Here is a 25,320-nt window from a genome sequence, read left to right as displayed (position 1 = left end):
AGTCAGACCCCGAGCCGCTGCGCGCCGCGGGACGAGGTCTTCCAGCCGCTACGCGTCGAGGCCGATCGCGAACGCCGCCTCCAGGTCGTGCTGGGAGTACGTCCGGAACGCCACATGCGTGTCCGTGACCTCGACGCCCGGGATCTTGCTGATCCGCCCCGGGATGATGTCCGCCAGATCGTCGTGCTCACCCACGCGGACCATCGCCACCAGGTCGTAGTTCCCCGTGACCGAGTAGACCTCGCTGACGCTCTCCAGAGCGGCGATCGTCTCGGCGATCTCGGGAATCCGGTCCACGCTGGTCTTGATGAGCACGATCGCGGTGATCACGGCTGGCTCTCTCCCTCGGTCGCCCTGGCTGCGCTGCTCACTCTAGCCTCACCGTCCTCGCTCCCACGCCCCGCGGCCCCGCCCCCGCTCGGCCCGCGTCCGTAACGCGCCCAGGCGTAGAGGAAGCCCAGGCAGAAGCCGATCAGATGGGCCAGGTAAGCGACGCCGGGCCGGGTCGTGGAGGTGCGCGCGGCCAGCCACTGGAGGACGAACCAGAAGATCAGCACCATCCAGGCGGGGAAGCGCAGAGGGAGGAAGAAGAGGAAGGGGAAGAGACTCGTCACCCGGGCCGTCGGCAGCAGATAGAGGAATGCACCCAGCACCGCCGCGATCGCGCCCGACGCCCCGACCAGGGTCTGGGTCGAGCCGGAGTACGCGATCGCGAACCCGGCGAGCGCCAGACAGCCGGTCGCGAGGTAGAAGAGCGCGTACCCGGCCCTCCCCATACGCTGCTCCACCATTCCGCCGAAGACGAAGAGGAACAGCAGATTGCCCAGCAGATGAAGCCAGCTGCCGTGCACGAACAGGGCCGTCAAAGGGGCGAGCAGCGCGCGGGCGGAGCCCGTCCACAGGTCGCGGGGGACGACGCCCCACCGTTCGAAGTACGCCACCTGGGCCGCATGCAGATCTGCCCCCCTGCCGTACGCGGGGTTCAGCCCGGAGCAGGGCCCCGCGACGAAGATCACGAAGCACACGACGATCAGGGCGTACGTCACGACGGGCTCGGGCCCGCGCCGCGCCCGGGGGAGGAGCCGTCGGGCGGATGCCACCCGGGCCCGCTGCACCGCGATCGCCTTGCTGATCATGAACTGAGCATGGCGCAACCGGGCCGAACTGCCCAGAGCGCCTCGCCGTGCCCCGTTCGCCGCCCGGCCTCGGCGTCCCCTGCCCGCCAGGTCGTAGGGTGACGGAAAGCACCCGGAGAAGGACGACATCCATGGGCGTTCCGCAGCAGGCGGCCGGAACCCGCCGGCACCGCACCCCGAGCGGCGTTCGCACGTGTTCCGGCGTCCCCCGTACGACCCGGGCGGTCCGGTACGTTCACCTCGGCCCGGCAGGTGAGAGCGGGGCCGGGGAGAGTGACGTCGTCGGTGGGACCATCGGAACGGTGCGCTGCCGCTGATGCGACGCGGTGGACCGGACCGGACTGGTGGACCGCCCGGGCGTGAGTGCCTGAGAACGGAGCGGTGACAGGTGGTGGAGCGTAGCGAAGGCGGCGCTGCCGGGGCCGACGAGGCCGCCGGTGCCGCCGAGGTGCTCGACCGCCCCCTGCCCGAGGGCGTACGGCGGAAGGTGATCGGCCTGGTCGCGGATGCCTTCGGCGACCTCACCGTGGCGGAACTCCCGACGCAGCTGCGGCAGTACGCCCGTTTCACCCCCACCCGGCGTGCGAAGTTCGCGGGCAACGCGATGGCCTCCGCGCTGGAGAGCCACACGCTCTTCCGGCAGCGGGTCGGCGAGCTGGTCCGCGAGGCGCAGCCGGAGCTGACCGAGGCACTGGACGCGGGGTCCGTACCGGCGGCCGCCGATCCGCTGGACGTGGCGGCCGCGGCGTACGTGCTGCGTCCCCCCGGTTGGGTGAAGCTGGTCGCCGCCGCGGGCGAGGAGGTGCAGCGCGCGCAGGCCGAGAAGGCGGAGGAGGACACGGCCCGGGAACTGCAGCGGCTGCGCGAGGAGCTGACCGCTGCGCGCTCGGCCGCGCGCGAGGAGACGGAGCGCATGCGCACCGAGCTGGATGCGTCGCGCAAGGAGGCCGACCGGCTGCAGCGCAAGCTCCGCAGCGTGGAGAACGACGTACGGCGCGGCGAGGCGGCGCTGCGCAAGGCCGCCGTGGAGCTGGACTCCGTACGGGAGGCCGCGGCGACGGAGAAGTCCGCCGCCGAGACCGAGGCCAGACGGCTGAAGGCGCGGCTGGCCGAGACGGAGTCCGCGCTGGAGGCGAGCCGGCGGGCGGCGCGGGAGGGCCGCAGCGTCGAGGACATGCGGGTGCGGCTGCTGCTGGACACGGTGCTGGACGCGGCGCAGGGGCTGCGGCGCGAGCTGGCGCTTCCGCCCGCGTCGATGCACCCGGCCGACACCGTCGACGCGGTCGAGCCGGGCCGGATGACGCCCAAGGACGTGGCCAGCCGCGCGCTGTCGGACACCGACCCCGCGCTGCTGGACCAGCTCCTCGCCCTGCCCCAGGCCCACTTGGTGGTGGACGGGTACAACGTCACCAAGACCGGCTATCCCACGATGCCGCTGGAGAAGCAGCGGTTGCGGCTGCTCGGCGGGCTCGCGGGGCTCGCGGCACAGACCGGTGCCGAGATGACCTGTGTGTTCGACGGCGCGGAACTTGCCGCACCGGTGCTTCTCGCACCACCGCGCGGAGTTCGCGTGCTGTTCAGCAAACCGGGGCAAACCGCGGATGAGTTGATCCGCCGCCTCGTCCGCGCGGAACCGCCGGGCCGTCCGGTCGTCGTGGTGTCGACCGACCGCGAGGTCGCCGACGGGGTCGCACGCGCGGGCGCGCGCCCCGTTGCTTCCGCTCTGCTGCTCAAACGGCTTTCGCGTACCTGAGCAACTCCTGGGCTCATTGCCCGAATTGGGGACAGCGGTGCGTCAGGTGCCCGTTACTGCCCGTGTGGCGTGTGTAAAGAATGGGCGTGGCCCCAGACTTTTTTCCGATGAGGATTTGAAGCGATCACAGGAAGGTCACTATGGTCTGGCTCGAACCTCCGCGCGGTCGATCGTCCATCCGGGATGACCGTGGAGGAACCGCCGAGTCCGGGGCACGCGTCAGCGCTCCACTCCCCACTCACCCGGCAGGCGGCTGAGGAAGAAGGAGCTCGCCTCCGTGGCGTCCCACCGTCGACCCAAGCAGCCGAGCCGCACGCGCGTGACCGTGCTCACCGCGACCGCCGCCGCGGCCGTCGCCCTGACCACCCAGGCCGCGCAGGCCGACCCGAAGCCGACCAAGAAAGAGGTCAAGGCCAAGGTTGACAAGCTCTACGAAGAGGCCGAGCACGCGACCGAGAAGTTCAACGGGGTCAAGGAGAAGCAGGACAGGCTCGAGAAGCAGGTCGGCGAACTCCAGGACAAGGTCGCCCGCGGGCAGGGTGAGCTCAACGAGCTTCGCAACGGCCTCGGTTCGATGGCCACGGCCCAGTACCGCACCGGCGGCATCGACCCGTCCGTGCAGCTCATGCTCTCCTCGGACCCGGACTCCTACCTCGACAAGGCGTCCACGCTCGACCAGCTCAGCACCAAGCAGGCCGAGGCGCTCCGCAAGATCGCGGACAAGCAGCGCACGCTCAAGCAGCAGCGCCAGGAGGCCTCCACCAAGCTCGAGGAGCTGGCGGAGACCCGTAAGGCGCTCGGGGAGAACAAGAAAGAGATCCAGGGCAAGCTCTCCAAGGCGCAGGCCCTCCTCAACTCCCTGACCGCCAAGGAGCGTGCGGCGCTCGCCGCCGCTGAGGCCGAGCGCGCCAACCGTGCCAGCAGCCGTGCGGACCTCGGCAACGCCCTGCCGTCCTCGCAGCGCGCCGGCGCGGCGTTCTCCGCCGCCCAGTCCAAGATCGGCTCCCCGTACGTCTGGGGCGCCACCGGACCGAACTCCTTCGACTGCTCCGGCCTCACCTCGTGGGCCTACTCGCAGGCCGGTGTCTCCCTGCCGCGCACCTCGCAGTCGCAGGCCAACGCAGGCCAGCGGATCTCCAGCCAGAGCGCCCTGAAGAAGGGCGACCTGGTGCTCTTCTACGGCGACCTGCACCACATAGGTCTCTACGCCGGCAACGGCCAGATCCTGCACGCCCCGAAGCCGGGTGCCACTGTGCGGTACGAGTCGATCAACAACATGCCGTTCCAGTTCGGCGTACGCGTCTGATCCCGGCGCGAATCCCCCGCCGACGGCGGGTGGTTCATCATCGTCCGCCGTCGCCGTGCACCCCTGGTGCGCCGCGTCCGCACACCGCCCATCCGGGGGAATCGGCGCCCCCGAGAAGTTTCCGCGCCCCGCCGGTGACCTGCGTTGTCCGGCGGAGTGTCACGTTCCGTGCCGCTTCCCGATTTTGAACGCTGCGCGATCATGCGGCTACTCTCTGCCCGCCAGTCGTCGGCCCCAGCTCCGCCCACCGGGCGGCGGGGCCATCAGCGGAAGGGAGAGCGGCCGCAGTGGCCTCCCATCGCCGTCCCCCACGGTCCGGTTCCGACCGGACCTCCCGGACCAGCAGGGTCTCCGTCCTGTCCGCCGCCGCGGCCACCGCCGCCGCGGCGCTCTCCGCCGGATCCGCCGACGCGGACCCGCGCGACACTCCGACCGATGTGACGTCGCGGGTGGACCGCCTCTACGAGGAGGCGGAGCTCGCCACGGAGCGTTTCAACGCGGCTGACGAGCACCATGACAGGCTGAGCGAACAGACCGAGCGGTTGCGCGACCGCGTGGCCCGCGGCCAGGAGCGGGTCAACCGCCTGCGGGACGGGCTGGCGACGCTCGCCGGAGCCCAGTACCGCTCCGGGGGCATCGCCCCCGCCCTCTCACTGATCCTTTCCGAGGACCCGGAGAGCTATCTCGACAAGGCGTCCACGCTCGACCGGATCGGCAACCGTCAGGCCGGCCGGCTGCGCGCCCTCCGTGAGGCCCAGCGACTCCTGCAGCAGGAGCGTCAGGAGGCGAGCAGGAAACTCGCCGAACTCGAGCGCAGCCGCGCCGATGTGGCCCGCGGCAAGAAGGCCGTCGAGCGCAAGCTCGCGGTGGCGCGGACACTCCTCAACTCCCTGCCCTTCGACCAGCGGGCCGCGTACACCAGGGCGTCGCGCTCCGGCGGCCGCACCGACGGCCTCCCGGGCGGGTCGTGGGGGGAGGCGGCGCCCTCCTCCTCCCGTGCCGCCGCGGCTGTCGCGGCCGTCCGGCGTGCGGTCGGCGCACCGTACATCTGGGGCATGGCCGGGCCGGGCGGCTTCGACTGCTCGGGTCTGACCTACTGGGCGTACGGGCAGGCGGGGATGGCCATTCCGCGGACCTCGCAGGGGCAGCGCGTCGCCGGGCAGCAAGTGCCGCTGAGCCAGGCCAGGCCAGGTGATCTGGTCACCTACCGCTCCGACGCCAGCCATGTCGGGATGTACGTCGGCAACGGGCAGGTGGTGCACGCGCCTTACCCGGGGGCGCGGGTGCGCTACGACCCCGTCGGCATGATCCCCGGCCCCACCGTGACCCGTGTCTGAGCCCCGGTCCGATACCGGACGCCCGGGCCCGGGAGCCGAGCCGGGCTCGTACGATCGAGGGCGTGGCAGGGCAGGTAACAGGGGCGAGGCGGCGGGCCGCACGGTGCGTGGCACTGGTGGTGGTCCTGCTGTCCGGCCCCGGAGCGCTGGCCGGCTGCGGATCGACCGGCACCACCGACTCCCGCGCACCCGACAGCCGCGGCATCCAGCGGATGCTGGACCGGCGGGCCGAAGCGCTCCTGGACCGGGACGGGCGCGGTTTCCTCGCCTCCGTCGATCCCCGCGCCACCGGTTACCGCGCACAGCAGCGCAAGGTCTTCCGCAATCTCGCCGACGTACCGCTGGACGGCTGGCGCTACCGCCTCGTTCGCACCGGCGGGTTCCGCCCCGCGGCGGGCGACGGGCACCGGGTCGCCGCCGAAGTCCGGCTGGACTACCGGCTTGAGGACTACGACACGGCGCCCGTGGAGTCCGTGCAGCGGCTGACCCTCACCGAGCGGGACGGCCGCTGGTACGTCGCCGCCGAAGACTCGCGCACCGCCACCGGCAAGCTCCGTGCGCGCCCGCTGTGGGAGCAGGGCGACGTCACGGTCGTCCGCGGGAGAAGCAGCCTGCTGCTGGGGGTCGGCCAGGACGAGCGGCTGCTGCGGCGCGTGGCACGGACTGCGGACGGGGCGGTACCCGCGGTGGACGACGCCTGGCGGGGGCGATGGGCGCGGCGCGTGGTGGTCCTCGTCCCCGGGTCGCTGAAGGGGATGAGCGCGCTGCTGGGCGCGCCCGCCACCGCGTACCGGGGGATAGCGGCGGTGACCACCGGCGAAGCGGGCGGCGGCCGGCGCGCGCCCGCGGACCGCGTGGTCGTCAACCCCGATGCGTACGGGCTGCTCGGCGACACCGGACAGGGCGTCGTGATCACCCACGAGACGGCGCACGTGGCGACGAGGGAGGGCACCTCGGCGGCCACGCCGCTGTGGCTGTCGGAGGGCTTCGCCGACTGGGCGGGCTACCGCGGTACGGGCCGCACGGTGCAGGAGATCGCGTCCGAGCTGAGCCGCGACGCGGCCGAGGGCCGGCTGCCCCGGGAGCTGCCCGGCGACGACGACTTCGGCTTCGGAGGGGGAGACGGCCGGCTCGCGGCGGCGTACGAAGGCGGGTGGCTGGCCTGCCGGATGGTCGCCGGTCAGTGGGGCGAGGAGAAACTCCGCCAGTTCTACCGGGCCGTGGGCGCGCAGAAGACGCGTCAGGGCGCGGTGGAGCGGGCGCTCCACGACGTGCTGGGCATCGGCCCCGAGGCGTTCACGGCCCGGTGGCGCGTCTACGTCCAGAAGGAGCTGGCCGCGGGCGGGCGCACGGCGTAGGGAGTGCGCGGAGCCGGGCTCGGCAGTGTGGGGGCGGGCGGCTCAGGGGCTCAGCGGGGGACCTTCTCGGACGCGCCCGCCCCGGCGGGGCGCGGGAGCACGGTTCTGCCGGTGGTGGCACGCAGCCTGGGTTCGGTCACAGTCTGCCGCCAGAGGCGGCGGCAGCAGACCAGGGTCGCGGCGACGAGCAGCCCGTTGCGGACCGCCAGAACGGCGATGCCCAGCGGGTCGCTCACGACCACATGCGAAAACCAGACGGGAAAGACGAGTTGTGTGACGGCAGTCGCCGCGAGCACCAGCAGCGCGGTCGGCCACTGACGGCTGCCCCGTAGCGTCAGGCACACCGCCGCGAGGCCGAGGAGCCAGAGCAGGTACTGCGGACTGATGACCCGGCTCGTCGTGGTGAACAGCAGCACGGCCGCGAGCGCGGCGTCGCAGGGCGTGCCCGGACCGGCCTCCGCCGCCAGCCGGCGCCGGACCAGCAGCCAGATCAGCGCGAGGACGGTGAGCACGAGCGCGAGACGGCTCACCTCCTGCACATACGGGCCGAGGAACTCCACGGAGCCGTAGTTGAGGAGCACCCGGCCCTCCCAGCCGACGTGCCGCGCCGCGTGGAAGACCAGCGCGCCCAGCGACTCGATCTCCGTGCCGCGGTCGCGCTGGAAGGTGAGGAACGCCAGGGCGCCCGGCATCGCCGCGGAGAAGAGCACGGTGACGCAGGCCGCCGTCACCGCGGCCGCCGTCCAGCACATCCGGGCGACGCGGCCCCGCCGCAGGCCGACGAGCAGCAGGACCGGCCAGACCTTGAGCAGCGCTCCGAGAGCCGCGAGCGCACCCGCCGCGCGCGGACTGCGTGGCAGGACGAGAAGCGCTGCCACGGCGACCGTCGTCACCATCACGTCGTAACGGGCGTACGCGGTGGGGCCGAGCAGCGGGACACCCGCCACCCAGACCCAGGCTCCGGCCAGTTGGCGGCCCGGTGCCCGGCCTGCACGCAGCAGCAGGGCCAGGACCACGGCATCGGTCAGCCAGGCCAGGACGAAGAACGCGGAGGCATAGCCGAGGAACGGCAGCAGGGACGGGGAGAGGATCGCGAGAGCGGCCGCGGGCGGGTACTGCCATGTCACGTCGTCCACAGGGAAGCTGCCGGAGCGCAGCACCTCGAACCAGCCGCGGTAGATCACCGAGACGTCACTGGTCAGGTCGGGGCCCGGGAGGACCAGCACCTTGAACACGTACAGCAGCAGGAGGGCCCGGGTCGCCGCCCAGACCACCAGCGGTGCCGTGAGCGCCTGCCGTCTGCCCGGGGTCACGGTCGCCTGCTCCATGGAGCCTCGTCCCGTTCTGTCGTATTCGGCACTGTTCGGTGCATCATGACGTACGGGACGGGCTGCGGGCGGGCGACCCGCGCGGACCCGCTACTGTCGGCATGCGATGGACAAGACCCTGATCGTCACCAACGACTTCCCGCCCCGGCCGGGCGGCATCCAGGCGTTCCTGCACAACATCGCGTTGCGTCTGGACCCGGCACGGGTCGTCGTCTACGCCTCCACCTGGAAGCGTGACCGCGAGGGCCTGGAGGCCACGGCCCGCTTCGACGCCGAGCAGCCCTTCACCGTCGTCCGAGACCGTACGACCATGCTGCTGCCCACCCCGCGCGTGACCCGGCGGGCGGCGGAGCTGCTGCGCGAGCACGGCTGCACCTCGGTCTGGTTCGGGGCGGCGGCACCGCTCGGGCTGATGGCCCCGGCGCTGCGGAAGGCGGGCGCCCGGCGACTGGTCGCGACGACACATGGACACGAGGCCGGGTGGGCGCAGCTCCCCGTCGCGCGTCAACTGCTGCGGCGGATCGGGGAGTCCACCGACACACTGACCTACCTCGGCGAGTACACCCGCTCGCGGATCGCCCCGGCACTGACGGCGGAAGCCGCCGGGCGCATGGTCCAACTCCCGCCCGGCGTCGACGAGAAGACCTTCCACCCCGCCTCCGGCGGTGACGAGATCCGGGCCCGGCTGGGACTGGCCCAGCGCCCCGTCGTCGTCTGCGTCTCGCGGTTGGTGCCGCGCAAGGGGCAGGACACTCTGATCAGGGCGATGCCCCGGGTGCTTGCCGCGGTGCCGGACGCAGTGCTGCTGATCGTCGGCGGAGGCCCGTACGCGAAGGACCTGGAGAAGCTGGCGCGGAAGACGGGGGTGGTGGGCTCCGTACGCTTCACCCGGCCCGTCCCGTGGGAGGAACTGCCCGCGCACTACGGGGCCGGGGACGTCTTCGCCATGCCGTGCCGTACGCGGCGCGGGGGCCTCGACGTGGAGGGCCTCGGCATCGTCTATCTGGAGGCGTCCGCGACCGGACTGCCGGTGGTCGCCGGGGACTCGGGCGGCGCACCGGACGCGGTGCTCGACGGCGAGACGGGATGGGTGGTCCGCGGCGGCTCGGCCGAGGAGACGGCCGAGCGCGTCGCGGCACTCCTGCGGGACGCCGGACTGCGCCGCCGCATGGGGGAGCGGGGCCGCGCCTGGGTGGAGGAGCGCTGGCGCTGGGACATCCTCGCGGAGCGGCTGACGGCGCTGCTGTAGCGGCGGGGGTGTTGTTGGGACGGGGGTGTTGTTGGGACGGCGGTGTTGTTGGGCCGGCACCGCCTTAGGGGCAGCGCTGCTGTCGGGGCGGCACCGCTCTTGGGGCGGCACCGCTTTTGGGGCGGCGCTGCTGTCCCGGGCGGCGCCACGGTGCGAACGTGCTGTTTGTCCCGGCCGACCCCGGAGGACGGGCCCGACATCGCGTATTCACGCGTGCTCGAAAAGGTCATGTGCATGGCTATGGGCGATTCACGGTTTCCCGCTCATCATGCGCGCATGACCTCATATCTGACGCGTCGTCATTTTCTCGGACTCGCCGCCCTCCAGACGGCTGCCGCCCTCGGGCTCACCCGTATCGCCGCCCCCGCCGCGGCGCTCTCCTCGACGGCCGCGCCGCCGGACTACGCCCCGGCCGTCGTCATCGGCTCCGGCTACGGCGCCGCCGTGGCAGCGCTCCGGCTCGGCGAGGCCGGGGTACGCACCCTGGTCCTGGAGATGGGGCGGCTCTGGCACGAACCCGCCCCGGACGGCCGGATCTTCTGTTCCACCCGGACCCCGGACCGCCGGTCCATGTGGTTCCGCACCCGCACCGAGGCGCCGCTGGCCACCTTCCTCTGGCTGGACGTGGTCAACCGCGACATCGATCCGTACCCCGGCGTCCTGGACCGGATCCGGTTCGACGCCATGTCCGTCTACGTCGGCCGTGGCGTCGGCGGCGGCTCACTCGTCAACGGCGGCATGGCGGTGACGCCGGCGCGCGCGTACTTCTCCGAGGTCCTTCCGCGCGTGGACGCGGCCGAGATGTACGACAGGTACTTCCCGCTCGCCGTCCGCACGCTGGGCGTCAACAACGTGCCACCCGACTGGTTCGAGTCCACGCCCTGGTACCGCTTCGCCCGGGTCTCGCGCACCCACGCCCAACGGACAGGACTGCGGACGACGTTCGTGCCCAACGTGTACGACTTCGCGTACATGCGGCGCGAGGACGCGGGCGAGGTCGCCCGGTCCGCGCTCGACGGCGAGGTCATCTACGGGAACAACCACGGCAAGCGCACCCTCGACCGCACCTATCTGGCCGACGCCCTCGGCACGGGCCGCGTCACCATCGAGACCCTCTGCCGGGTGAGGGCCATCCGCCGCGAGCCGGACGGCCGTTACGTCCTGACCGCCGACCGTACCGACGAGACCGGCAGGGTGATCGAGACCCGCGAGATCGGCTGCCGCCATCTCTTCCTCGGCGCCGGGAGCCTGGGCACCACCGAACTGCTCGTGCGCGCCCGCGAGACCGGCACCCTGCCCGGGCTCGACCCGCGCGTCGGCACCGGCTGGGGCACGAACGGCAACATCATGACGGCGCGTGCCAACCACATCTGGGACACCACGGGCGCGCAGCAGTCGACGATCCCGGCGCTGGCCATCGACGACTGGAACAACCCGGACAATCCCGTGTTCGCCGAGATCGCACCCCTGCCCATGGGGTTCGAGCACTGGATCAGTCTCTACCTGGCGATCACCCGGAGCCGGGAGCGCGCGACATTCACCTACGACAGCGCCACCGACAGCGCCCGGCTGAACTGGCGGCGCGAGCAGAACGAGCCCTCGGTCGCCGCGGCAAGGAACCTCTTCGACCGCATCAACCGGCGGAACGCCACCGTCTACCGCCACGATCTCTTCGGCGGCAACAAGGCCTTCGCCGACGACTTCTGCTACCACCCGCTGGGCGGCTGCGTACTCGGGGAGGCCACCGACGACTACGGGCGGGTGCGCGGCCACCCCGGGCTCTATGTCACGGACGGAGCGCTGATCCCCGGCTCCATCGGCGTCAACCCGTTCGTGACGATCACCGCTCTCGCCGAGCGCAATCTCGCGCGCGTACTCGCCGAGGACGGTGTCGGTTCCTGAACGCGTCCCGGCCGGAGAGCAGCATCCCCGGCCCGGTCAGGTCGGATTCGGTGATCAAGCGGTGGTGATCAGGCGGCAGTGGTGGTCAGGCGGGGTTGTCGGGCAGTGGTGGTCAGGCGGTGTAGATGGCCTCGATCTCGTGCGCGAAGTCCTTGGCCACCACATTGCGCTTGAGCTTCAGGGACGGCGTGACGTGCCCGGACTCCTCCGTGAACGCGGCGGGCAGGATGCGGAACTTGCGCACCGACTCCGCCTTCGACACCGCGGCGTTGCCGTCCTCGACCGCCTGCTGGACCGCGGCCAGCAGATCCGGGTCGTTGCGCAGCTCGGCCGGGGTGACACCGGCCGGCTTGCCGTGGTCCTCGGCCCAGCGCGGCAGGAACTCCTCGTCCAGGGTGATCAGCGCGCCGATGAACGGCCGCCCGTCGCCGACCACCATGCACTCTGCGATCAGCGCGTGGGCGCGGATTCGGTCCTCGATCATGGCCGGGGCGACGTTCTTGCCGCCCGCGGTCACGATGATCTCCTTCTTGCGGCCGGTGATCGCGAGGTAGCCGTCCTCATCCAACGTGCCGATGTCACCGGTGTGGAACCAGCCGTCCGACATCGCTTCGGCGGTCGCGGCCTCGTTGCCCCAGTAGCCCGCGAAGAGGTGCTCGCCGTGCAGCAGCACCTCGCCGTCGTCGGCGATCCGCACCACCGAGCCGGGCAGCGGCTGGCCGACCGTGCCGATCTTCTGGCGGTCCCAGGGGTTGAAGGACGTGGCGGCGCAGGACTCGGTCAGCCCGTAGCCCTCCAGCACCGTGAACCCGATGCCGCGGTAGAAGTGGCCGAGGCGTTCGCCGAGCGGAGCGCCGCCGGAGATCGCGTACTCGCCGCGGCCGCCGAGCACCGTCCGCAGTCTGCTGAAGACCAGACGGTCGAAGACCTTGTGCTTGAACTTCAGGCCCAGCGACGGACCCGAGGGGGCGTCCAGCGCGCGGCTGTACGCGATGGCCGTGTCCGCCGCCTTGTCGAAGATCTTTCCCTTGCCGTCCGCCTGTGCCTTGGCCCGCGCCGAGTTGTAGACCTTCTCGAAGACGCGGGGCACGCCGAGCACCGTGGTCGGCCGGAACGAGGCGAGTTCGTCCGTGAGGTTCTTGATGTCCGCCACATGGCCGAGCTTGATCGGCGCCAGCACGGAGGCGACCTCGACCAGACGCCCGAAGACATGCGCGACGGGCAGGAAGAGCAGCACGGACGCGTCGCCGGTGCGGAAGAGGGGACGCAGCCGCTCGACGATGTTGCCGCACTCGGCGAAGAAGTTGCGGTGGGTGAGGACACAGCCCTTGGGGCGGCCCGTGGTGCCGGAGGTGTAGACGATCGTCGCGGGCGAGTCGGCGTTCGCCATCGCGCTGCGCTCGTCGACCTCCCCGTCCGTGAGGTGCGCGCCCTCGCTCCGCAGCTGCTCGATGGCGCCGTCCTCGATCTGCCAGATGTTCTTGAGCTCAGGCAGCCGGTCGCGCACCGACTCGACGGCCGCCTCGTGGACCGAGGTCTCGCCGAAGCAGCCCACCGCGCCCGAGTCGCCCAGTATCCAGGCGATCTGCTCCGGCGAACTCGTCTCGTAGACGGGCACGGTGACCGCGCCCGCGCTCCAGATCGCGAAGTCCAACAACGTCCACTCGTAGCGCGTGCGCGAGATCAGTCCGATGCGGTCGCCCGGCTGCACGCCGGCCGCGATCAGGCCCTTGGCGGCGGCACGGACCTCGGCGAGGAAGGCGGTCGCGGTCACGTCCTCCCAGTGGCTCCCGCGCTTGCGAGCGATGACCGGAACGTCCGGATGCTGCGCGGCATTACGGTGGATCAGATCCGTCAGATTGCCGTCCGCGGGGACCTCGTACAGGGCCGGAAGGCTGAACTCGCGCAAGACTGCTCCTCGTCGGGCGCCGGCGGCATGGGTCGTGTGGAGGTGCGCCGACTGCGGTCCGTGTCAGGCAGGGGGTGTGGACTGCCCGGACGTTACCCATCGGTACTGGCTTCCCGGTAGGGGGGTCCGGTCAGATGTTCCATGCGTCACATACCGCTGCGTGTGGCTCAGCGCAGGTTAGTCCAGCTTTCGGGGACTCGGAAGTAACCGCAGGTGGGGGCAGCCTCCCAGGATCCGGAGCCACGGCGTAGGGTCTGGCCATGCGAGTCCATGTGGTCAGTGACGTGCACGGCAACAGCCGGGACCTCGCGCGGGCAGGGGACGGCGCCGACGCTCTGGTCTGCCTAGGCGACCTGGTCCTCTTCCTCGACTACGCCGACCACACCCGCGGCATCTTCCCCGATCTCTTCGGCGCGGAGAACGCCGACCGCATCGTCGAACTGCGCACCGCGCGGCGCTTCGAGGAGGCTCGTGCGTTCGGAGCGGAACTCTGGACCCGCGTCGCCCGCGCCGCGGGGGAGGAGCACTTCGACCGCGCGGCCACCATCGAGGAAGCGGTACGCAAGCAGTACGGCGAACTCTTCGCCGCCTTCCCCCGGCCGACGTACGCCACCTACGGCAATGTCGACATCCCGCATCTGTGGCCCGAGTACGCCCATGAGGGCATCACGGTCCTCGACGGCGAGCGCGTGGAGATCGGCGGCCGCGTCTTCGGCTTCGTCGGTGGCGGACTCCGCTCCCCGATGCGTACCCCGTACGAGATCGACGACGAGGCCTACGCCGCGAAGATCGCCGCGCTCGGCGAGGTGGACGTCCTCTGCACCCACATTCCGCCCGATGTGCCCGAGCTCTGCTACGACACGGTGGCGCGCCGCTTCGAGCGGGGCAGCTCCGCACTGCTGGAGGTGATCCGCGCAACCCGGCCGCGATACGCCCTTTTCGGTCATGTTCACCAGCCGTTGACGCAGCGGATGCGGATCGGCGCCACCGAGTGCGTGAACGTCGGGCACTTCGCCACGACCGGCAGTCCGTGGGTCCTTGAGTGGTGAACGTGCCCATCAGCGGTGGACGCGCCTTCCGTGGTGACCGTGCCTTTCCCCGGTGAAGGGGCCTTTCCATGCTGAACGCGGCCGGGGCTCTCTCGGGCGCCGGCGCGCGCCGGCCGGGACGCGCGCCCGGCGGTGACGGCCGGTGAAAAGGTGACGCAGGGCGTGCTCCTGCCTCCCACCTGCGCGCGGTAGCCTTCAGCCGCAGGCACACAGGCCGCGGACCGGACCGTAGTGGAGGAGCCACGGCGATGGCGGAACACACCAGCTCGAGCATCACGATCGACGCGGCACCCTCCGAGGTGATGTCGGTCATCGCCGACTTCGACCGCTATCCGGAGTGGACCGGTGAGGTCAAGGAGGCCGAGGTCCTCGCCAAGGACGAGCAGGGCCGGGCCGAGCAGGTCCGGCTGCTGCTGGACGCCGGCGCGATCAAGGACGACCACACGCTGTCGTACACCTGGACCGGCGAGAACGATGTGAGCTGGACGCTGGTCAAGTCCCAGATGCTGCGCGCCCTCGACGGCTCGTACAGCCTGGCCCCGGTGCAGGACGGCGCCCGTACCGAGGTGACCTACCAGCTCACCGTGGACGTAAAGATCCCGATGCTCGGGATGATCAAGCGCAAGGCGGAGAAGGTCATCATCGACCGGGCGCTCGCCGGTCTGAAGAAGCGGGTCGAGAGCGAGATCCAGTCCTGAGCGTGCGCACCGTCCTGGTCACCGGCGCCGGTGGCGCCGGGCGCACGACGGTCGCCGCCGCGACCGCCCTCGCCGAAGCCAGGAGCGGGCGGCGAACCCTGCTGCTGACCACCGACCGCCTGGGCTCGGCGGAAGCGGCGCTCGGCGTGGTCGCGCCACGAGGCGGGGCCGCCCACACGGCCCACACGGCACACATCGCCCACACGGCACACACGGCACACACCGCCCCCTCTGTCCCCGCGCCCCGCCGCGACCCCGACGACCAGCCGCTCGCGCCGGGCTCCTCCCGTCCGTGGACCCCGCCCGTCGAGGCGGCACCCGGGCTGTGGGCGGCCCGCGTCGACTCCGGCGAGCACTTCCGCACCGAACTGCTCGCCCTGCAGGAGCGCTGCGCGACCCTGCTCGGACTGCTCGGGGCCCGTCCGCTCGACCGTGACGAACTCACCGAACTCCCCGGCGCCCCTCAACTCGCCCTGCTCCACGCCCTGAAGTACCTCCACGAAGGCGCCGCCGAGAGCGCCCGCCCGGACCGTACGGACCCGGGCGCAGGCTGGGACGTGGTGGTCGTCGACCTGCCGCCGGTGACGGAGGCCGTGGCCCTGGTCGCCCTGCCCGAGCAGCTCCGGCGCTATCTGCGCCGACTGCTGCCGCCCGAGCGGCAGGCGGCCCGGGCCCTGCGGCCGGTGCTCGCCCAGCTCGCCGGTGTGCCGATGCCCGCCGAGCTGCTGTACGAGGTCGCGGACCGCTGCGCGGACGAACTCGCCACCGCCCAGGCCGTGTTCGACGATGTCGCGACGTGCGTTCGTCTGGTGATCGAGCCCGGCCCGGCGGCGGCCGGCGCGCTGCGCATCGCCCGCGCCGGGCTCGCGCTGCACGGGCTGCCCATCGACGCCGTGATCGCCAACCGGCTGCTGCCCACCGGCTCGACCGACCCCTGGCTGGCCGGTGCCTCCGGCCGCCAGCAGGCCGCGCTCAAGGCGCTGCACGAGGAGCAGGCGGGCGAGGCGGCAGTGTGCGAGCTGCCCCATCTGGGCCGTGAACCCCGTGGCTGCGACGATCTCGGCACGCTGGCCGAGCAGCTCGCGGAGCAGTACGCGCGGCGGAACGCCGTACGTGGCGCCGGGCGGGGCGCAACGAGCGGCACTGCGGGCCGTGCTCGGGGAAGCTCTCCGGACGGCTGTCCGGTCGGCCCTCCGGACGGCGCTTCTCGGGAGGCCGCGAGAGAACGGGCCGAGGGGGCGTCCGGCGTCGCCCCCGCCCCCACCCTCGGATCCGTCGAGGACCACCTCGCCGACCAGGGCGTTCTCGTATGGAGCGTGCCGCTGCCCGGGGCACGGCGGGACGAGCTGGAGCTCGTACGGCGCGGTGACGAACTCGTCCTCGGTGTGGGCCCGTTCCGCCGCATCCTTCCGCTCCCGTCCGCGTTGCGTCGGTGCTCGGTGTTCGGCGCGGGGCTCACCGACGGTGCCCTGCGGATCCGCTTCACGCCGGATCCCGCCCTTTGGCCACGCATGCCCGACGGCCCGTGAACGGCGGCCCTCTGTTCGGGTAACGTCGAGGTACCTCCCGAGCCGTATGCAGGAGCCCGCGATGAGCGATGCCACCAAGCGCCCTGGCGCCGACCCAGCCGAAGCACCCCAGGCCGACGCGTGGGCGAAGGCCTGCGCCGAGGACCTCGCCGCCGAGCGCGCGCGGCGGCGCGCGCAGTACGGGGCTCCGACCGGCAGCGCCGCCGACGAACTGCGGAAGCTGGCCGACGCGGTCGCAGAAAGGCTCTCCTCCATTCAGGTCCCGAACGCCGGAGCCACCGCGGCCGGTGCCGTACAGCAGCTCATCGCGCAGGCCAAGGCCGCCGTGGAGCCGGTCGTCGAGCGGAACCCGCAGGTCTTCGACCACCTCGCCGCGGCCGGATCGGAACTGCTCGCGGCCTACCGCGCCGTCGTCGAGGGGCAGGAGCGCCGCTGGACCCGTTCCGCGGGCACCCCGGAGGGCCCCCGTGGCACCACCGGCCCCGACGGCCCCGACGGCCCCGAGGGACCCTCCGGCACTGAGCGCATCGACCTCGACTGACGCGACCGGTCCATGGGGCCGTCTCGCGGATCGGCACGGAAATCCTCCACCCGTTGCCCTCCGGTACGGTTGGTCGCGGCGGGGATCGACCGAATAACTGAGGGACACATGGGACTCACCATCGGCGTCGACATCGGCGGCACGAAGATCGCGGCCGGCGTGGTCGACGAAGAGGGCTCGATTCTCGAGACGTGCACGGTACCGACCCCGCCCACGCCCGAAGGAGTCGTCGACGCCATCGCGGACGCGGTCCGCCGGGTCGGCCGGGGGCACCAGGTCGAGGCCGTCGGCATCGGCGCCGCCGGGTACGTGGACGACAAGCGGGCCACCGTACTCTTCGCGCCCAACATCAACTGGCGTCAGGAAGCGCTCAAGGACAAGGTCGAGAAGCGCGTCAGCCTCCCGGTCGTCGTCGAGAACGACGCCAACGCCGCTGCCTGGGGCGAGTACAGGTTCGGCGCGGGCCAGGGCCACGACGACGTCATCTGCATCACCCTCGGCACCGGGCTCGGCGGCGGCATCATCATCGGCAACAAGCTGCGGCGCGGGCGCTTCGGCGTCGCGGGCGAGTTCGGCCACATCCGCGTCGTGCCGGACGGTCTGCTGTGCGGCTGCGGCAGCCAGGGCTGCTGGGAACAGTACGCCTCGGGGCGCGCCCTCGTCCGGTACGCCAAGCAGCGCGCCCAGGCCACCCCCGAGAACGCCACGCTTCTGCTCGGTATGGGAGACGGCACTCCCGCCGGTATCGAGGGCAAGCACGTGAGCGAGGCCGCGCGTCTGGGATGCCCGGTGGCCGTCGACTCCTTCCGGGAACTGGCCCGCTGGGCGGGCGCGGGCCTGGCCGATCTGGCCTCGCTGTTCGACCCGTCGGCGTTCATCGTCGGTGGCGGTGTCTCCGACGAGGGCGACCTCGTGCTCGACCCGATCCGCAAGTCCTTCCGCCGCTGGCTGGTCGGCGGCCAGTACCGGCCGCACGCCCAGGTGCTCGCCGCCCAGCTCGGCGGCAAGGCCGGACTGGTGGGCGCGGCCGACCTGGCCCGCCAGGGCTGATCCATGCCGCGGTCGCCGGGGTCACGGCCGCACGGTCCGCCGGCGCGGTCGTGACCCCGGTGCCACAGGGCACCAGGTGGGGCGCCGAGGGCCCCGTTGGCGTGTGCTGCTCTGCCCGGCCGTACGAACCAGCCGGGTCGTACGCATCGGTCGCGCTGCATGCGCTTCCTGGCCGTACCGGCTCCCGGTCGGTACCGGCTCCCGGTCCGTACGCGGTCGCCGGTCGCCGCACGGGGTCGTACGCCGCTCCGTACGCTGCACTGGTCCGTGCGCTGCACTGGTCCGTGCGCCCGGAGGTGTCGTGACCGCGGCCCTTCCGCCCGTCGGGCGCGGATCCCTCCGTGCCTGGCGCGGTTTCCGGGCGTAACGGGGTAGGGAGGGCGCATGAGTTCCTCCGTGCTGCCGGACCTCCCGGCGTCCCGCACCGAGCCGGATGGCTCCGCCGTGGTCCGCGTACTCAGCTACAACGTCCGCTCGATGCGCGACGACCGGGCCGCGCTCGCCCGTGTCATCCGTGGCTGTGCCCCCGATGTCGTCTGCGTCCAGGAGGCACCGCGGTTCTTCCGCTGGCGCAAGCATGCCGCCTGGCTCGCCCATGAGTCGGCCCTGGTCCGCGTCACCGGCGGGGCGACCGCTGCCGGATCGATGATCCTGGCCTCGCTGCGTGCCCATGTGCAGGGCGCGGAGGACGTCCTGTTGCCACGGACGCCCGGACTGCACCAACGGGGCTTCGCCACCGCCGTCCTGCGGTTCGGCACCGCCCGGCTCGGCGTTCTCAGCTGCCATTTGAGCATGCGGGCGGACGAGCGCTTCGCGCAGGGCGGACTGCTGCTGGAGCGCCTGGCGGACCTCGGTGTGCCCCACGCGATCGCGGCCGGGGATCTCAACGACCGTCCCGGCGGCCGTACGTTCCGCAGGCTCGCCGCCGAACTGCAGGACGGCTGGTCGGTCCAGCCCTGGGGCGGGGAGCACACCACCCGTCCCGGTGACCCGCCGCAGCGCATCGACGCGATCTTCGCCACGCGCGGTACGGAGATGCTGGGCTGCGGGGTGCCACGGGGGCTGCCCGGCGTCACCGAGTCGGACCTGCGGGCCGCGACCGATCACCTGCCGGTGCTGGCCGCGGTTCGCGTCCCCGCGACTCCTGCCTGACGGACCTGCGCCTCTGCGGCACCGTCGGCTGAGGCTTCGCCGGATGAGAGCACCTCCGGCGTCGTGCGACGGTCAGACGACCGCGCCGCGCCCCGGATCGTCATCGTCGTCCTCGTCACTGTCACCCATACGAATGACCAGCGTCGCGAAGCCACCGAGGAATCCGCCCACCCCAAGGGTGGTGATCCACCACGTCATGTTCCACTGCAGCAGCACAGTGAGCAGCAGGAGCAACGGGCCGCCGATGACGGCGAGCCAGGCGAACTTGGCCGTGGTGTCCGCCTCGGGAAGCGGCGGCGGCTCCGGCGGAACGAAGTGCCCCTCGTCGCTCTCGTCGTCGTCGTTGGGCCCGGCCGCCGACCAGTCGCGCGGCCCGATCGCGGGGTGGATGGTGACACTGGAACCCAGTGGCCGGCCCGTGCCCGGCCGTGGAGCCTTCCCGGTCTCCTCGGCTTCCTTGCCGGTTCCGGACGAGGCCTCGGCGTCCTCCCCGTCTCCGGCGGAGTCCCCGTCGCCTCCCCGGTTCGCTCCGGTGTCCGTACGTGCCCCTGGGTCAAGACCCGCACTGAGGTCATCACCTCTGCCCAGGTCATCACCTCTGCCCAGGCCACTGCTCGTACGGTCCCGGCCCGGTCCGGCCGTGCCCGAGCCGTCCTTGCCGGAGTGGCCCCCGCCCGGGCCGTCCCCGGGATCCGCGGACATGTCCGGGTCGGGCGGTTCCTCGCCGTAGGCCGCCACAATCGCCGCCCACGCGGCGTCTTCGTCGAGCGGTTCGCGACCTTCCTCGTCGCGCCCCGGCCCGGCGTCCCGCTCAGCCACCGCTCGCAGTCTCCTTGCTCTTCTCACCGGCGTCGGGCGCGAGCCGCCCGATGAACTCGTAGGAGTCCCGGAAGATCCGCTCGGCGTCGTGGTCCAGCGTCGCCACGTGGTAACTCCGCTCCAGCACCGTCTCGGTGACGTCCCTCGACGAGACCCGGCTCAGGATGCGGGCGGAGTCGGCGGGCGGCACGACGTGGTCCTGCGGGCTGCGCAGCAGCAGCAACGGCTGGGTGACCTGCGGCAGTTCGGAGTCCACGACACGGAAGAACCGGCGGAGCGAATGCGCCGCGTGGAGTGGCACGCGATCGTAGCCGATCTCGTCCACGCCCTCCTTCGCGACATCGTTCGCCAGCCCCTTGGTCGACCGCACCAGATACCGCACGACGGGCAGCGCATGCGGTGCCAGGCCGTGCATCTTGTTCGCCGGGTTGACGACCACGACGCCACTGATCGCGTCACCGTGCTTCGCGGCGAGCCGCAGTGCGAGCGCCCCGCCCATCGAGAGACCGAGGACGAAGACCTGCCGGCACCGCTCGGACAGCAGGCGCAACTCGCGGTCCACCTCGGCATACCAGTCCTGCCAGCTGGTGAGCTGCATGTCCTGCCAGCGCGTGCCGTGCCCGGGCAGCAGCGGCAGCGAAACGGTCAGCCCGCGCTCGGCCAGGAACCCGGCCCAGGGGCGCAGCGACTGCGGTGAGCCGGTGAAACCGTGGCACAGGAGGACGCCGACCTCTCCGCCCTCGTGGCGGAACGGCTCGGCTCCGGGGAGGACCGGCACCTTCGGGTCTCCATTCGTCGTGGTGGGAACGTGGATGTCCGGTGTGAGTCTCGGTGTGGCATTCACCGTACGCGACGGGACCGACACCCGGGTAGGTCCGGAGGCCGCACTCGGGGGGTGGGACCAGCGCCGCGGCAGGTCGCAGCAGGTTAAGGTCTGTTCGTCGGACTAGGAGGTCCTCGGTTGCTGTACGGCGCGATGAAGCTGTCCGTGGGGGGTGCGCTGAAGCTCGCCTTCAGACCCTGGGTGGAGGGGCTGGAGAACGTCCCCGCGGAGGGTCCGGCGATCCTGGCCAGCAACCACCTCTCGTTCTCGGACTCCTTCTTCCTGCCCGCGGTGCTCGACCGCAAGGTCACCTTCATCGCCAAGTCCGAGTACTTCACCTCACCCGGGGTCAAGGGCAAGCTCACCGCAGCCTTCTTCAAGGGTGTCGGCCAGCTCCCGGTGGACCGCTCCGGTGCGCGCGGCGCCGGGGAAGCGGCGGTCAAGAGCGGTATCGCGGTGCTGGAGCGCGGCGAGCTGTTCGGCATCTACCCCGAGGGCACCCGCTCGCCCGACGGCCGCCTCTACCGGGGCAAGCCCGGCGGCCTCGCGCGCGTCGCGCTCGCCACCGGCGCCCCGGTGATCCCCGTAGCGATGATCGACACCGAGAAGGTCCAGCCGCCCGGCCAGGTCGTTCCGAAGATGATCAGGCCCGGCATCCGCATCGGGAAGCCCCTGGACTTCACGCGCTACCTGGGGATGGAGCACGATCGCTTCATCCTCCGCTCCGTGACCGACGAGGTCATGTACGAGATCATGAAGCTTTCCGGTCAGGAGTACGTCGACATCTACGCGACCGCGGCCAAGCGAAGGATCGCCGAGACCGCCAAGCGGCAGGCTGAGGACGCCAAGCGGCAGGCCGACGACGAAAAGGCGGGCAGCGGTGGCACGGTAGCGGCCGAGGGCGGCGAGGACACGGGCAAGGGCAACCGGAGCGACGGGGCCTAGCCACCGCGGGGAGGGAGTCGGGGGGAATGGCGCAGCAGAAGCGCGAGCCGCACATGGGAGGGAAAGTCCTGCGCATGTCGGTCGAGTTGCCGCTCTGGCGTGCTCTGACCGGATACCGCATCCTCACCTGCGTCTACGCGGTCACCCTCGTCGTTCTCGCCCGCGACCACTACGCCCGTCCGATCGGGGCCTGGGCCTACACGGCCGTGCTCGTGGCCTGGATGCTGCTGACCTGGAACCGGGTGACCTCGCCCGAGCGGTGCACCAAGCGCTTCCTGATCGCCGACCTCACCATCGCGCTGACCGGCATCCTCCTCACGCCCCTCGTCGACACCCAGGCCCGTATCGCCGACGGCGCCGCCACCCTGCCGTCGATCTGGACGGCGGGGGCCGTGCTGGGCTTCGCGATCAAGGGCGGTTGGCGCTGGGCGGCCGTGGCTTCGGCGCTCGTGGCGGTGGCCAACGTCGTCGAGCGCGGCAGTTTCGCCCGTGACACCGTCCACAACGTCCTGCTGGTGTGGGTGGCGAGCGTCGCCATCGGCTACGTCGTCGAGGTGGCGCGGGCCAGTGAACGCACCCTCGCCCGCGCCCTCCAGGTCGACGCCGCCACCCGCGAACGCGAGCGGCTCGCCCGTGACATCCACGACAGCGTCCTCCAGGTGCTCGCGATGGTGCAGCGGCGCGGGGCGGAGATCGGCGGCGAGGCGGACGAACTCGGCAGGATGGCGGGGGAGCAGGAGATCGCGCTGCGCACCCTGGTGACGGGAGGACCGGTCCCCGCTGCGCGCAGCGCCGCCGGAGGTACGGAGAGCGCCGCAGTGGCCGGAGCCGACGAGTTCGACGGCCCGGTTCCGCCGCCGGTGGACACGGTTCCGGGCGACGGCGGCCCGCGGGACGCGAGGGGTGTGTGCGACGTACGCGCCCTGCTCGCGCCGTACGCCGGAGCCCGGGTGTCCCTGGCCCAGCCCGGGGCTCCGGTTCTTCTCCCGGCCGCGGTGGCAGGGGAGTTGGCGGCCGCCGTCGGTGCCGCTCTGGACAATGTGCGCAGGCACGCGGGCGACGGTGCGCAGGCGTGGATCCTGGTGGAGGACGAGGCGGATGCGGTGCTCGTGACCGTACGGGACGACGGTCCCGGCATACCGGAGGGCCGGCTCGCGGCGGCCGAGCGCGAAGGCCGCCTCGGTGTCGCGCTGTCCATCCGTGGCCGGTTGCGGGAGCTGGGCGGGGCCGCCGAGTTGGTGTCCGTCCCAGGCCAGGGCACGGAGGTCGAGTTGAGGGTTCCAAGGGAGCCGGTGGCTTCCCGGGGGAGCGAGGCGAAGCGGTGAATGATCAGAAGGAGGCGACGGCCGGGGAGGAAGGCGGCGCGGCCGTCAAGGTGATGGTGGTCGACGACCACCCGATGTGGCGGGACGCGGTGGCCCGGGACCTGGCCGCGGCGGGGTTCGATGTGGTGGCGACCGCGGGCGACGGCCCGCAGGCGGTGCGCAGGGCCACGGCCGCGGCACCCGACGTTCTGGTCCTCGACCTCAACCTCCCCGGAAAGCCGGGAGTTCAGGTCTGCAAGGAACTCGTGGGCGCCGACCCGACCCTGCGCGTGCTCGTTCTGTCCGCGAGCGGTGAGCACGCCGATGTCCTGGAGGCGGTCAAGTCCGGTGCCACCGGCTATCTCCTGAAGTCCGCCAGCACCGAGGAACTGCTGGACGCCGTGGGCCGGACGGCCGTCGGCGATCCCGTCTTCACCCCGGGTCTCGCGGGCCTGGTGCTCGGCGAGTACCGCAGGCTGGCCTCCGACTCGCCGCCCTCGGCACCGGACGAGCCGGGCGCGCCCCGGCTCACCGACCGCGAGACCGAGGTGCTGCGCCTGGTCGCCAAGGGGCTCTCGTACAAGCAGATCGCCGAGCGCCTCGTCATCTCGCACCGCACCGTGCAGAACCACGTCCAGAACACCCTGGGGAAGCTGCAGCTCCACAACCGCGTCGAGCTGGTGCGGTACGCCATCGAGCGCGGTCTGGACGACGACTGACGCCGCTGGTGGCGCCCCCGCCAAGGGCGCCGACCCAGGCGCACTCCGGGCGTCGCTGAGCCACGGCACTGCCGTGAATGCTGTCACGTATGTCACATCCGCCTCGTACGTCCCGGCCCTCGTACGAGTGATACGCCGTCCACACGGTCACACGGAATTCACCGGATTCGTCGGTTCGCCCCATCCCGTCGTGAGCTGGATCACCGTTAGCGTGTGCCGCGAGCGGGTCTTCGAGGGAGAAGGGAAGGATCCATGAAGGTCGGAGTTCTGACCGGTGGCGGCGACTGCCCCGGGCTCAACGCGGTCATCCGCGGCATCGTCCGCAAGGGCGTCCAGGAGTACGGCTACGACTTCATCGGGTTCCGCGACGGCTGGCGCGGCCCGCTCGAGGCCGACACCGTCCAGCTCGACATCCCGGCCGTTCGCGGCATCCTGCCGCGCGGCGGCACGATCCTCGGATCGTCGCGCACCAATCCGCTCAAGGCCGAGGACGGCATCCGCCGCATCAAGGAGAACCTCAAGAAGTACGAGGTCGGCGCGCTGATCGCGATCGGCGGCGAGGACACCCTCGGCGTCGCCGCGCGCCTGTCCGACGACTACGGCATCGCGTGCGTCGGCGTGCCCAAGACGATCGACAACGACCTCTCGGCCACCGACTACACCTTCGGCTTCGACACGGCCGTCAACATCGCGACCGAGGCCATCGACCGTCTGCACACCACGGCCGAATCCCATATGCGCGTGCTCGTAGTCGAGGTCATGGGCCGGCACGCGGGCTGGATCGCCGTGCACTCGGGCCTGGCCGGCGGCGCCAACGCCATCCTCATCCCCGAGCAGCGCTTCGACCTCGACGAGGTCTGCGCCTGGGTCGAGTCCCGCTTCAAGATCCGTTACGCACCGATCGTGGTGATCGCCGAGGGCGCCATGCCCAAGGACGGCGACATGGTGCTGAAGGACGGCTCGCTGGACTCGTTCGGGCACGTCAGGCTCTCCGGGATCGGCGAGTGGCTGGCCAAGGAGATCGAGAGCCGGACCGGCAAGGAGGCCCGGACGACCGTACTGGGCCATGTGCAGCGCGGCGGCACCCCGAGCGCGTTCGACCGCTGGCTCGCGACGCGGTTCGGCCTGCACGCGATCGATGCCGTACGCGACGGGGACTTCGGCAAGATGGTCGCGCTGCGCGGCACGGACATCGTCCGGGTTCCGATCGCCGACGCAACGGCGAAGCTCAAGACCGTCGACCCCGAGCTCTACAAGGAGATCGGCGTCTTCTTCGGCTGATCGTCTTCGGCTGTCGACCCTCCTGCCCCCGCACGTAGGCAGCAGCCTCCGCCCGGCCCGTCGGGCAGCCGCCTCCGCCCGTCGGCGGCCCTCTTCGCCCCACTCCGGTCACACCGGAGGACCGGACTCTTC

Annotated in this window: 22 protein-coding genes; 16 read left to right on the top strand and 6 right to left on the bottom strand. The window is 71.8% G+C overall.

Features of this window, described 5'->3' with window-relative positions:
* Positions 1 to 48 precede the first annotated feature (48 nt).
* Positions 49 to 330 carry an Lrp/AsnC ligand binding domain-containing protein gene (locus AB0M26_RS07840; RefSeq protein ID WP_365256201.1) on the bottom strand — a complete coding sequence of 94 codons (282 nt, stop codon included), beginning with the start codon at positions 328 to 330 and terminating at the stop codon, positions 49 to 51.
* Positions 327 to 1,136, bottom strand: coding sequence for a rhomboid family intramembrane serine protease (locus AB0M26_RS07835; protein WP_365256198.1), 810 nt, complete (start codon positions 1,134 to 1,136; stop codon positions 327 to 329). Before AB0M26_RS07835 ends, AB0M26_RS07840 begins: the two co-directional genes overlap by 4 nt.
* 391 nt (positions 1,137 to 1,527) lie before the next feature.
* On the opposite strand from AB0M26_RS07835, the gene AB0M26_RS07830 reads away from it, so the two are divergent.
* The 4 genes from AB0M26_RS07830 to AB0M26_RS07815 all read left to right on the top strand — a co-directional run bounded on the left by AB0M26_RS07830 (position 1,528) and on the right by AB0M26_RS07815 (position 6,890).
* Positions 1,528 to 2,889, top strand: coding sequence for an NYN domain-containing protein (locus AB0M26_RS07830; protein ID WP_365256389.1), 1,362 nt, complete (start codon positions 1,528 to 1,530; stop codon positions 2,887 to 2,889).
* A gap of 277 nt (positions 2,890 to 3,166) precedes the next feature.
* Positions 3,167 to 4,195 carry an NlpC/P60 family protein gene (locus AB0M26_RS07825; protein WP_365256195.1) on the top strand — a complete coding sequence of 343 codons (1,029 nt, stop codon included), beginning with the start codon at positions 3,167 to 3,169 and terminating at the stop codon, positions 4,193 to 4,195.
* A gap of 287 nt (positions 4,196 to 4,482) precedes the next feature.
* On the top strand, positions 4,483 to 5,532 hold the full coding sequence (locus AB0M26_RS07820) for an NlpC/P60 family protein (RefSeq protein ID WP_365256192.1): 1,050 nt from the start codon (positions 4,483 to 4,485) through the stop codon (positions 5,530 to 5,532).
* Between the two features lie 62 nt (positions 5,533 to 5,594).
* A complete protein-coding gene (locus AB0M26_RS07815) occupies positions 5,595 to 6,890 on the top strand; it encodes a hypothetical protein (protein ID WP_365256189.1) in 1,296 nt (431 codons plus the stop codon).
* 50 nt (positions 6,891 to 6,940) lie between these two features.
* On the opposite strand, the gene AB0M26_RS07810 is transcribed toward AB0M26_RS07815, so the two are convergent.
* The gene (locus AB0M26_RS07810; RefSeq protein ID WP_365256186.1) at positions 6,941 to 8,218 is read right to left on the bottom strand and encodes a glycosyltransferase 87 family protein; all 1,278 of its coding nucleotides are present in this window, start codon (positions 8,216 to 8,218) and stop codon (positions 6,941 to 6,943) included.
* Positions 8,219 to 8,324: 106 nt separating this feature from the next.
* On the opposite strand from AB0M26_RS07810, the gene AB0M26_RS07805 reads away from it, so the two are divergent.
* Positions 8,325 to 9,467, top strand: coding sequence for a glycosyltransferase family 4 protein (locus tag AB0M26_RS07805; RefSeq protein WP_365256184.1), 1,143 nt, complete (start codon positions 8,325 to 8,327; stop codon positions 9,465 to 9,467).
* Between the two features lie 276 nt (positions 9,468 to 9,743).
* Entirely contained in the window at positions 9,744 to 11,369 is a 1,626-nt protein-coding gene (locus AB0M26_RS07800) for a GMC oxidoreductase (protein ID WP_365256181.1), read from the top strand.
* A 112-nt stretch (positions 11,370 to 11,481) separates the two neighbouring features.
* On the opposite strand, the gene AB0M26_RS07795 is transcribed toward AB0M26_RS07800, so the two are convergent.
* A complete protein-coding gene (locus AB0M26_RS07795; protein WP_365256178.1) occupies positions 11,482 to 13,278 on the bottom strand; it encodes an AMP-dependent synthetase/ligase in 1,797 nt (598 codons plus the stop codon).
* 260 nt (positions 13,279 to 13,538) lie between these two features.
* On the opposite strand from AB0M26_RS07795, the gene AB0M26_RS07790 reads away from it, so the two are divergent.
* The 6 genes from AB0M26_RS07790 to AB0M26_RS07765 all read left to right on the top strand — a co-directional run bounded on the left by AB0M26_RS07790 (position 13,539) and on the right by AB0M26_RS07765 (position 19,297).
* Positions 13,539 to 14,327 carry a metallophosphoesterase gene (locus tag AB0M26_RS07790; RefSeq protein WP_365256175.1) on the top strand — a complete coding sequence of 263 codons (789 nt, stop codon included), beginning with the start codon at positions 13,539 to 13,541 and terminating at the stop codon, positions 14,325 to 14,327.
* A gap of 248 nt (positions 14,328 to 14,575) precedes the next feature.
* Positions 14,576 to 15,025: an SRPBCC family protein gene (locus tag AB0M26_RS07785; protein WP_365256172.1), complete on the top strand. Its 450-nt coding sequence runs from the start codon at positions 14,576 to 14,578 to the stop codon at positions 15,023 to 15,025.
* Between the two features lie 2 nt (positions 15,026 to 15,027).
* A complete protein-coding gene (locus tag AB0M26_RS07780) occupies positions 15,028 to 16,554 on the top strand; it encodes an ArsA-related P-loop ATPase (RefSeq protein WP_365256169.1) in 1,527 nt (508 codons plus the stop codon).
* 61 nt (positions 16,555 to 16,615) lie between these two features.
* Positions 16,616 to 17,095, top strand: a complete 480-nt coding sequence (locus AB0M26_RS07775; RefSeq protein ID WP_365256167.1) for a DUF5304 domain-containing protein — start codon at positions 16,616 to 16,618, stop codon at positions 17,093 to 17,095.
* A gap of 108 nt (positions 17,096 to 17,203) precedes the next feature.
* Entirely contained in the window at positions 17,204 to 18,145 is a 942-nt protein-coding gene (locus tag AB0M26_RS07770; RefSeq protein WP_365256164.1) for an ROK family glucokinase, read from the top strand.
* 384 nt (positions 18,146 to 18,529) lie between these two features.
* Positions 18,530 to 19,297 (top strand): endonuclease/exonuclease/phosphatase family protein, encoded by a 768-nt coding sequence (locus AB0M26_RS07765; protein WP_365256161.1) that lies wholly within the window; start codon positions 18,530 to 18,532, stop codon positions 19,295 to 19,297.
* Positions 19,298 to 19,369: 72 nt separating this feature from the next.
* Here AB0M26_RS07765 and AB0M26_RS07760 read toward each other — a convergent pair whose 3' ends face one another.
* Positions 19,370 to 20,116: a hypothetical protein gene (locus AB0M26_RS07760; RefSeq protein WP_365256159.1), complete on the bottom strand. Its 747-nt coding sequence runs from the start codon at positions 20,114 to 20,116 to the stop codon at positions 19,370 to 19,372.
* Positions 20,109 to 20,894, bottom strand: coding sequence for an alpha/beta fold hydrolase (locus AB0M26_RS07755; protein WP_365256156.1), 786 nt, complete (start codon positions 20,892 to 20,894; stop codon positions 20,109 to 20,111). The genes AB0M26_RS07760 and AB0M26_RS07755 overlap by 8 nt, the downstream gene beginning before the upstream one ends.
* A gap of 183 nt (positions 20,895 to 21,077) precedes the next feature.
* On the opposite strand from AB0M26_RS07755, the gene AB0M26_RS07750 reads away from it, so the two are divergent.
* From AB0M26_RS07750 to AB0M26_RS07735, 4 genes are all read left to right on the top strand, one after another.
* Positions 21,078 to 21,884 carry a lysophospholipid acyltransferase family protein gene (locus tag AB0M26_RS07750; protein ID WP_365256153.1) on the top strand — a complete coding sequence of 269 codons (807 nt, stop codon included), beginning with the start codon at positions 21,078 to 21,080 and terminating at the stop codon, positions 21,882 to 21,884.
* A 53-nt stretch (positions 21,885 to 21,937) separates the two neighbouring features.
* The gene (locus AB0M26_RS07745; protein ID WP_365256387.1) at positions 21,938 to 23,209 is read left to right on the top strand and encodes a DUF5931 domain-containing protein; all 1,272 of its coding nucleotides are present in this window, start codon (positions 21,938 to 21,940) and stop codon (positions 23,207 to 23,209) included.
* A 53-nt stretch (positions 23,210 to 23,262) separates the two neighbouring features.
* On the top strand, positions 23,263 to 23,907 hold the full coding sequence (locus AB0M26_RS07740) for a response regulator transcription factor (protein ID WP_365256384.1): 645 nt from the start codon (positions 23,263 to 23,265) through the stop codon (positions 23,905 to 23,907).
* Between the two features lie 252 nt (positions 23,908 to 24,159).
* On the top strand, positions 24,160 to 25,188 hold the full coding sequence (locus AB0M26_RS07735; RefSeq protein WP_365256152.1) for a 6-phosphofructokinase: 1,029 nt from the start codon (positions 24,160 to 24,162) through the stop codon (positions 25,186 to 25,188).
* Positions 25,189 to 25,320: the final 132 nt, after the last annotated feature.

This window comes from Streptomyces sp. NPDC051776, from assembly GCF_040681345.1.
In the GTDB taxonomy this organism is placed as follows: Bacteria; Actinomycetota; Actinomycetes; order Streptomycetales; family Streptomycetaceae; genus Streptomyces.
This window is presented reverse-complemented; position numbering and strand designations above follow the sequence as displayed.

Excerpts from the sequence above, each read along its gene's own strand:
- AB0M26_RS07800 (WP_365256181.1), top strand. The coding sequence starts at position 9,744 with ATGACCTCATATCTGACGCGTCGTCATTTTCTCGGACTCGCCGCCCTC.
- AB0M26_RS07805 (WP_365256184.1), top strand. The coding sequence starts at position 8,325 with ATGGACAAGACCCTGATCGTCACCAACGACTTCCCGCCCCGGCCGGGC.
- AB0M26_RS07785 (WP_365256172.1), top strand. The coding sequence starts at position 14,576 with ATGGCGGAACACACCAGCTCGAGCATCACGATCGACGCGGCACCCTCC.
- AB0M26_RS07735 (WP_365256152.1), top strand. The coding sequence starts at position 24,160 with ATGAAGGTCGGAGTTCTGACCGGTGGCGGCGACTGCCCCGGGCTCAAC.
- AB0M26_RS07765 (WP_365256161.1), top strand. The coding sequence starts at position 18,530 with ATGAGTTCCTCCGTGCTGCCGGACCTCCCGGCGTCCCGCACCGAGCCG.
- AB0M26_RS07810 (WP_365256186.1), bottom strand. The coding sequence starts at position 8,218 with ATGGAGCAGGCGACCGTGACCCCGGGCAGACGGCAGGCGCTCACGGCA.
- AB0M26_RS07740 (WP_365256384.1), top strand. The coding sequence starts at position 23,263 with ATGGTGGTCGACGACCACCCGATGTGGCGGGACGCGGTGGCCCGGGAC.
- AB0M26_RS07770 (WP_365256164.1), top strand. The coding sequence starts at position 17,204 with ATGGGACTCACCATCGGCGTCGACATCGGCGGCACGAAGATCGCGGCC.
- AB0M26_RS07790 (WP_365256175.1), top strand. The coding sequence starts at position 13,539 with ATGCGAGTCCATGTGGTCAGTGACGTGCACGGCAACAGCCGGGACCTC.
- AB0M26_RS07745 (WP_365256387.1), top strand. The coding sequence starts at position 21,938 with ATGGGAGGGAAAGTCCTGCGCATGTCGGTCGAGTTGCCGCTCTGGCGT.
- AB0M26_RS07775 (WP_365256167.1), top strand. The coding sequence starts at position 16,616 with ATGAGCGATGCCACCAAGCGCCCTGGCGCCGACCCAGCCGAAGCACCC.
- AB0M26_RS07835 (WP_365256198.1), bottom strand. The coding sequence starts at position 1,136 with ATGATCAGCAAGGCGATCGCGGTGCAGCGGGCCCGGGTGGCATCCGCC.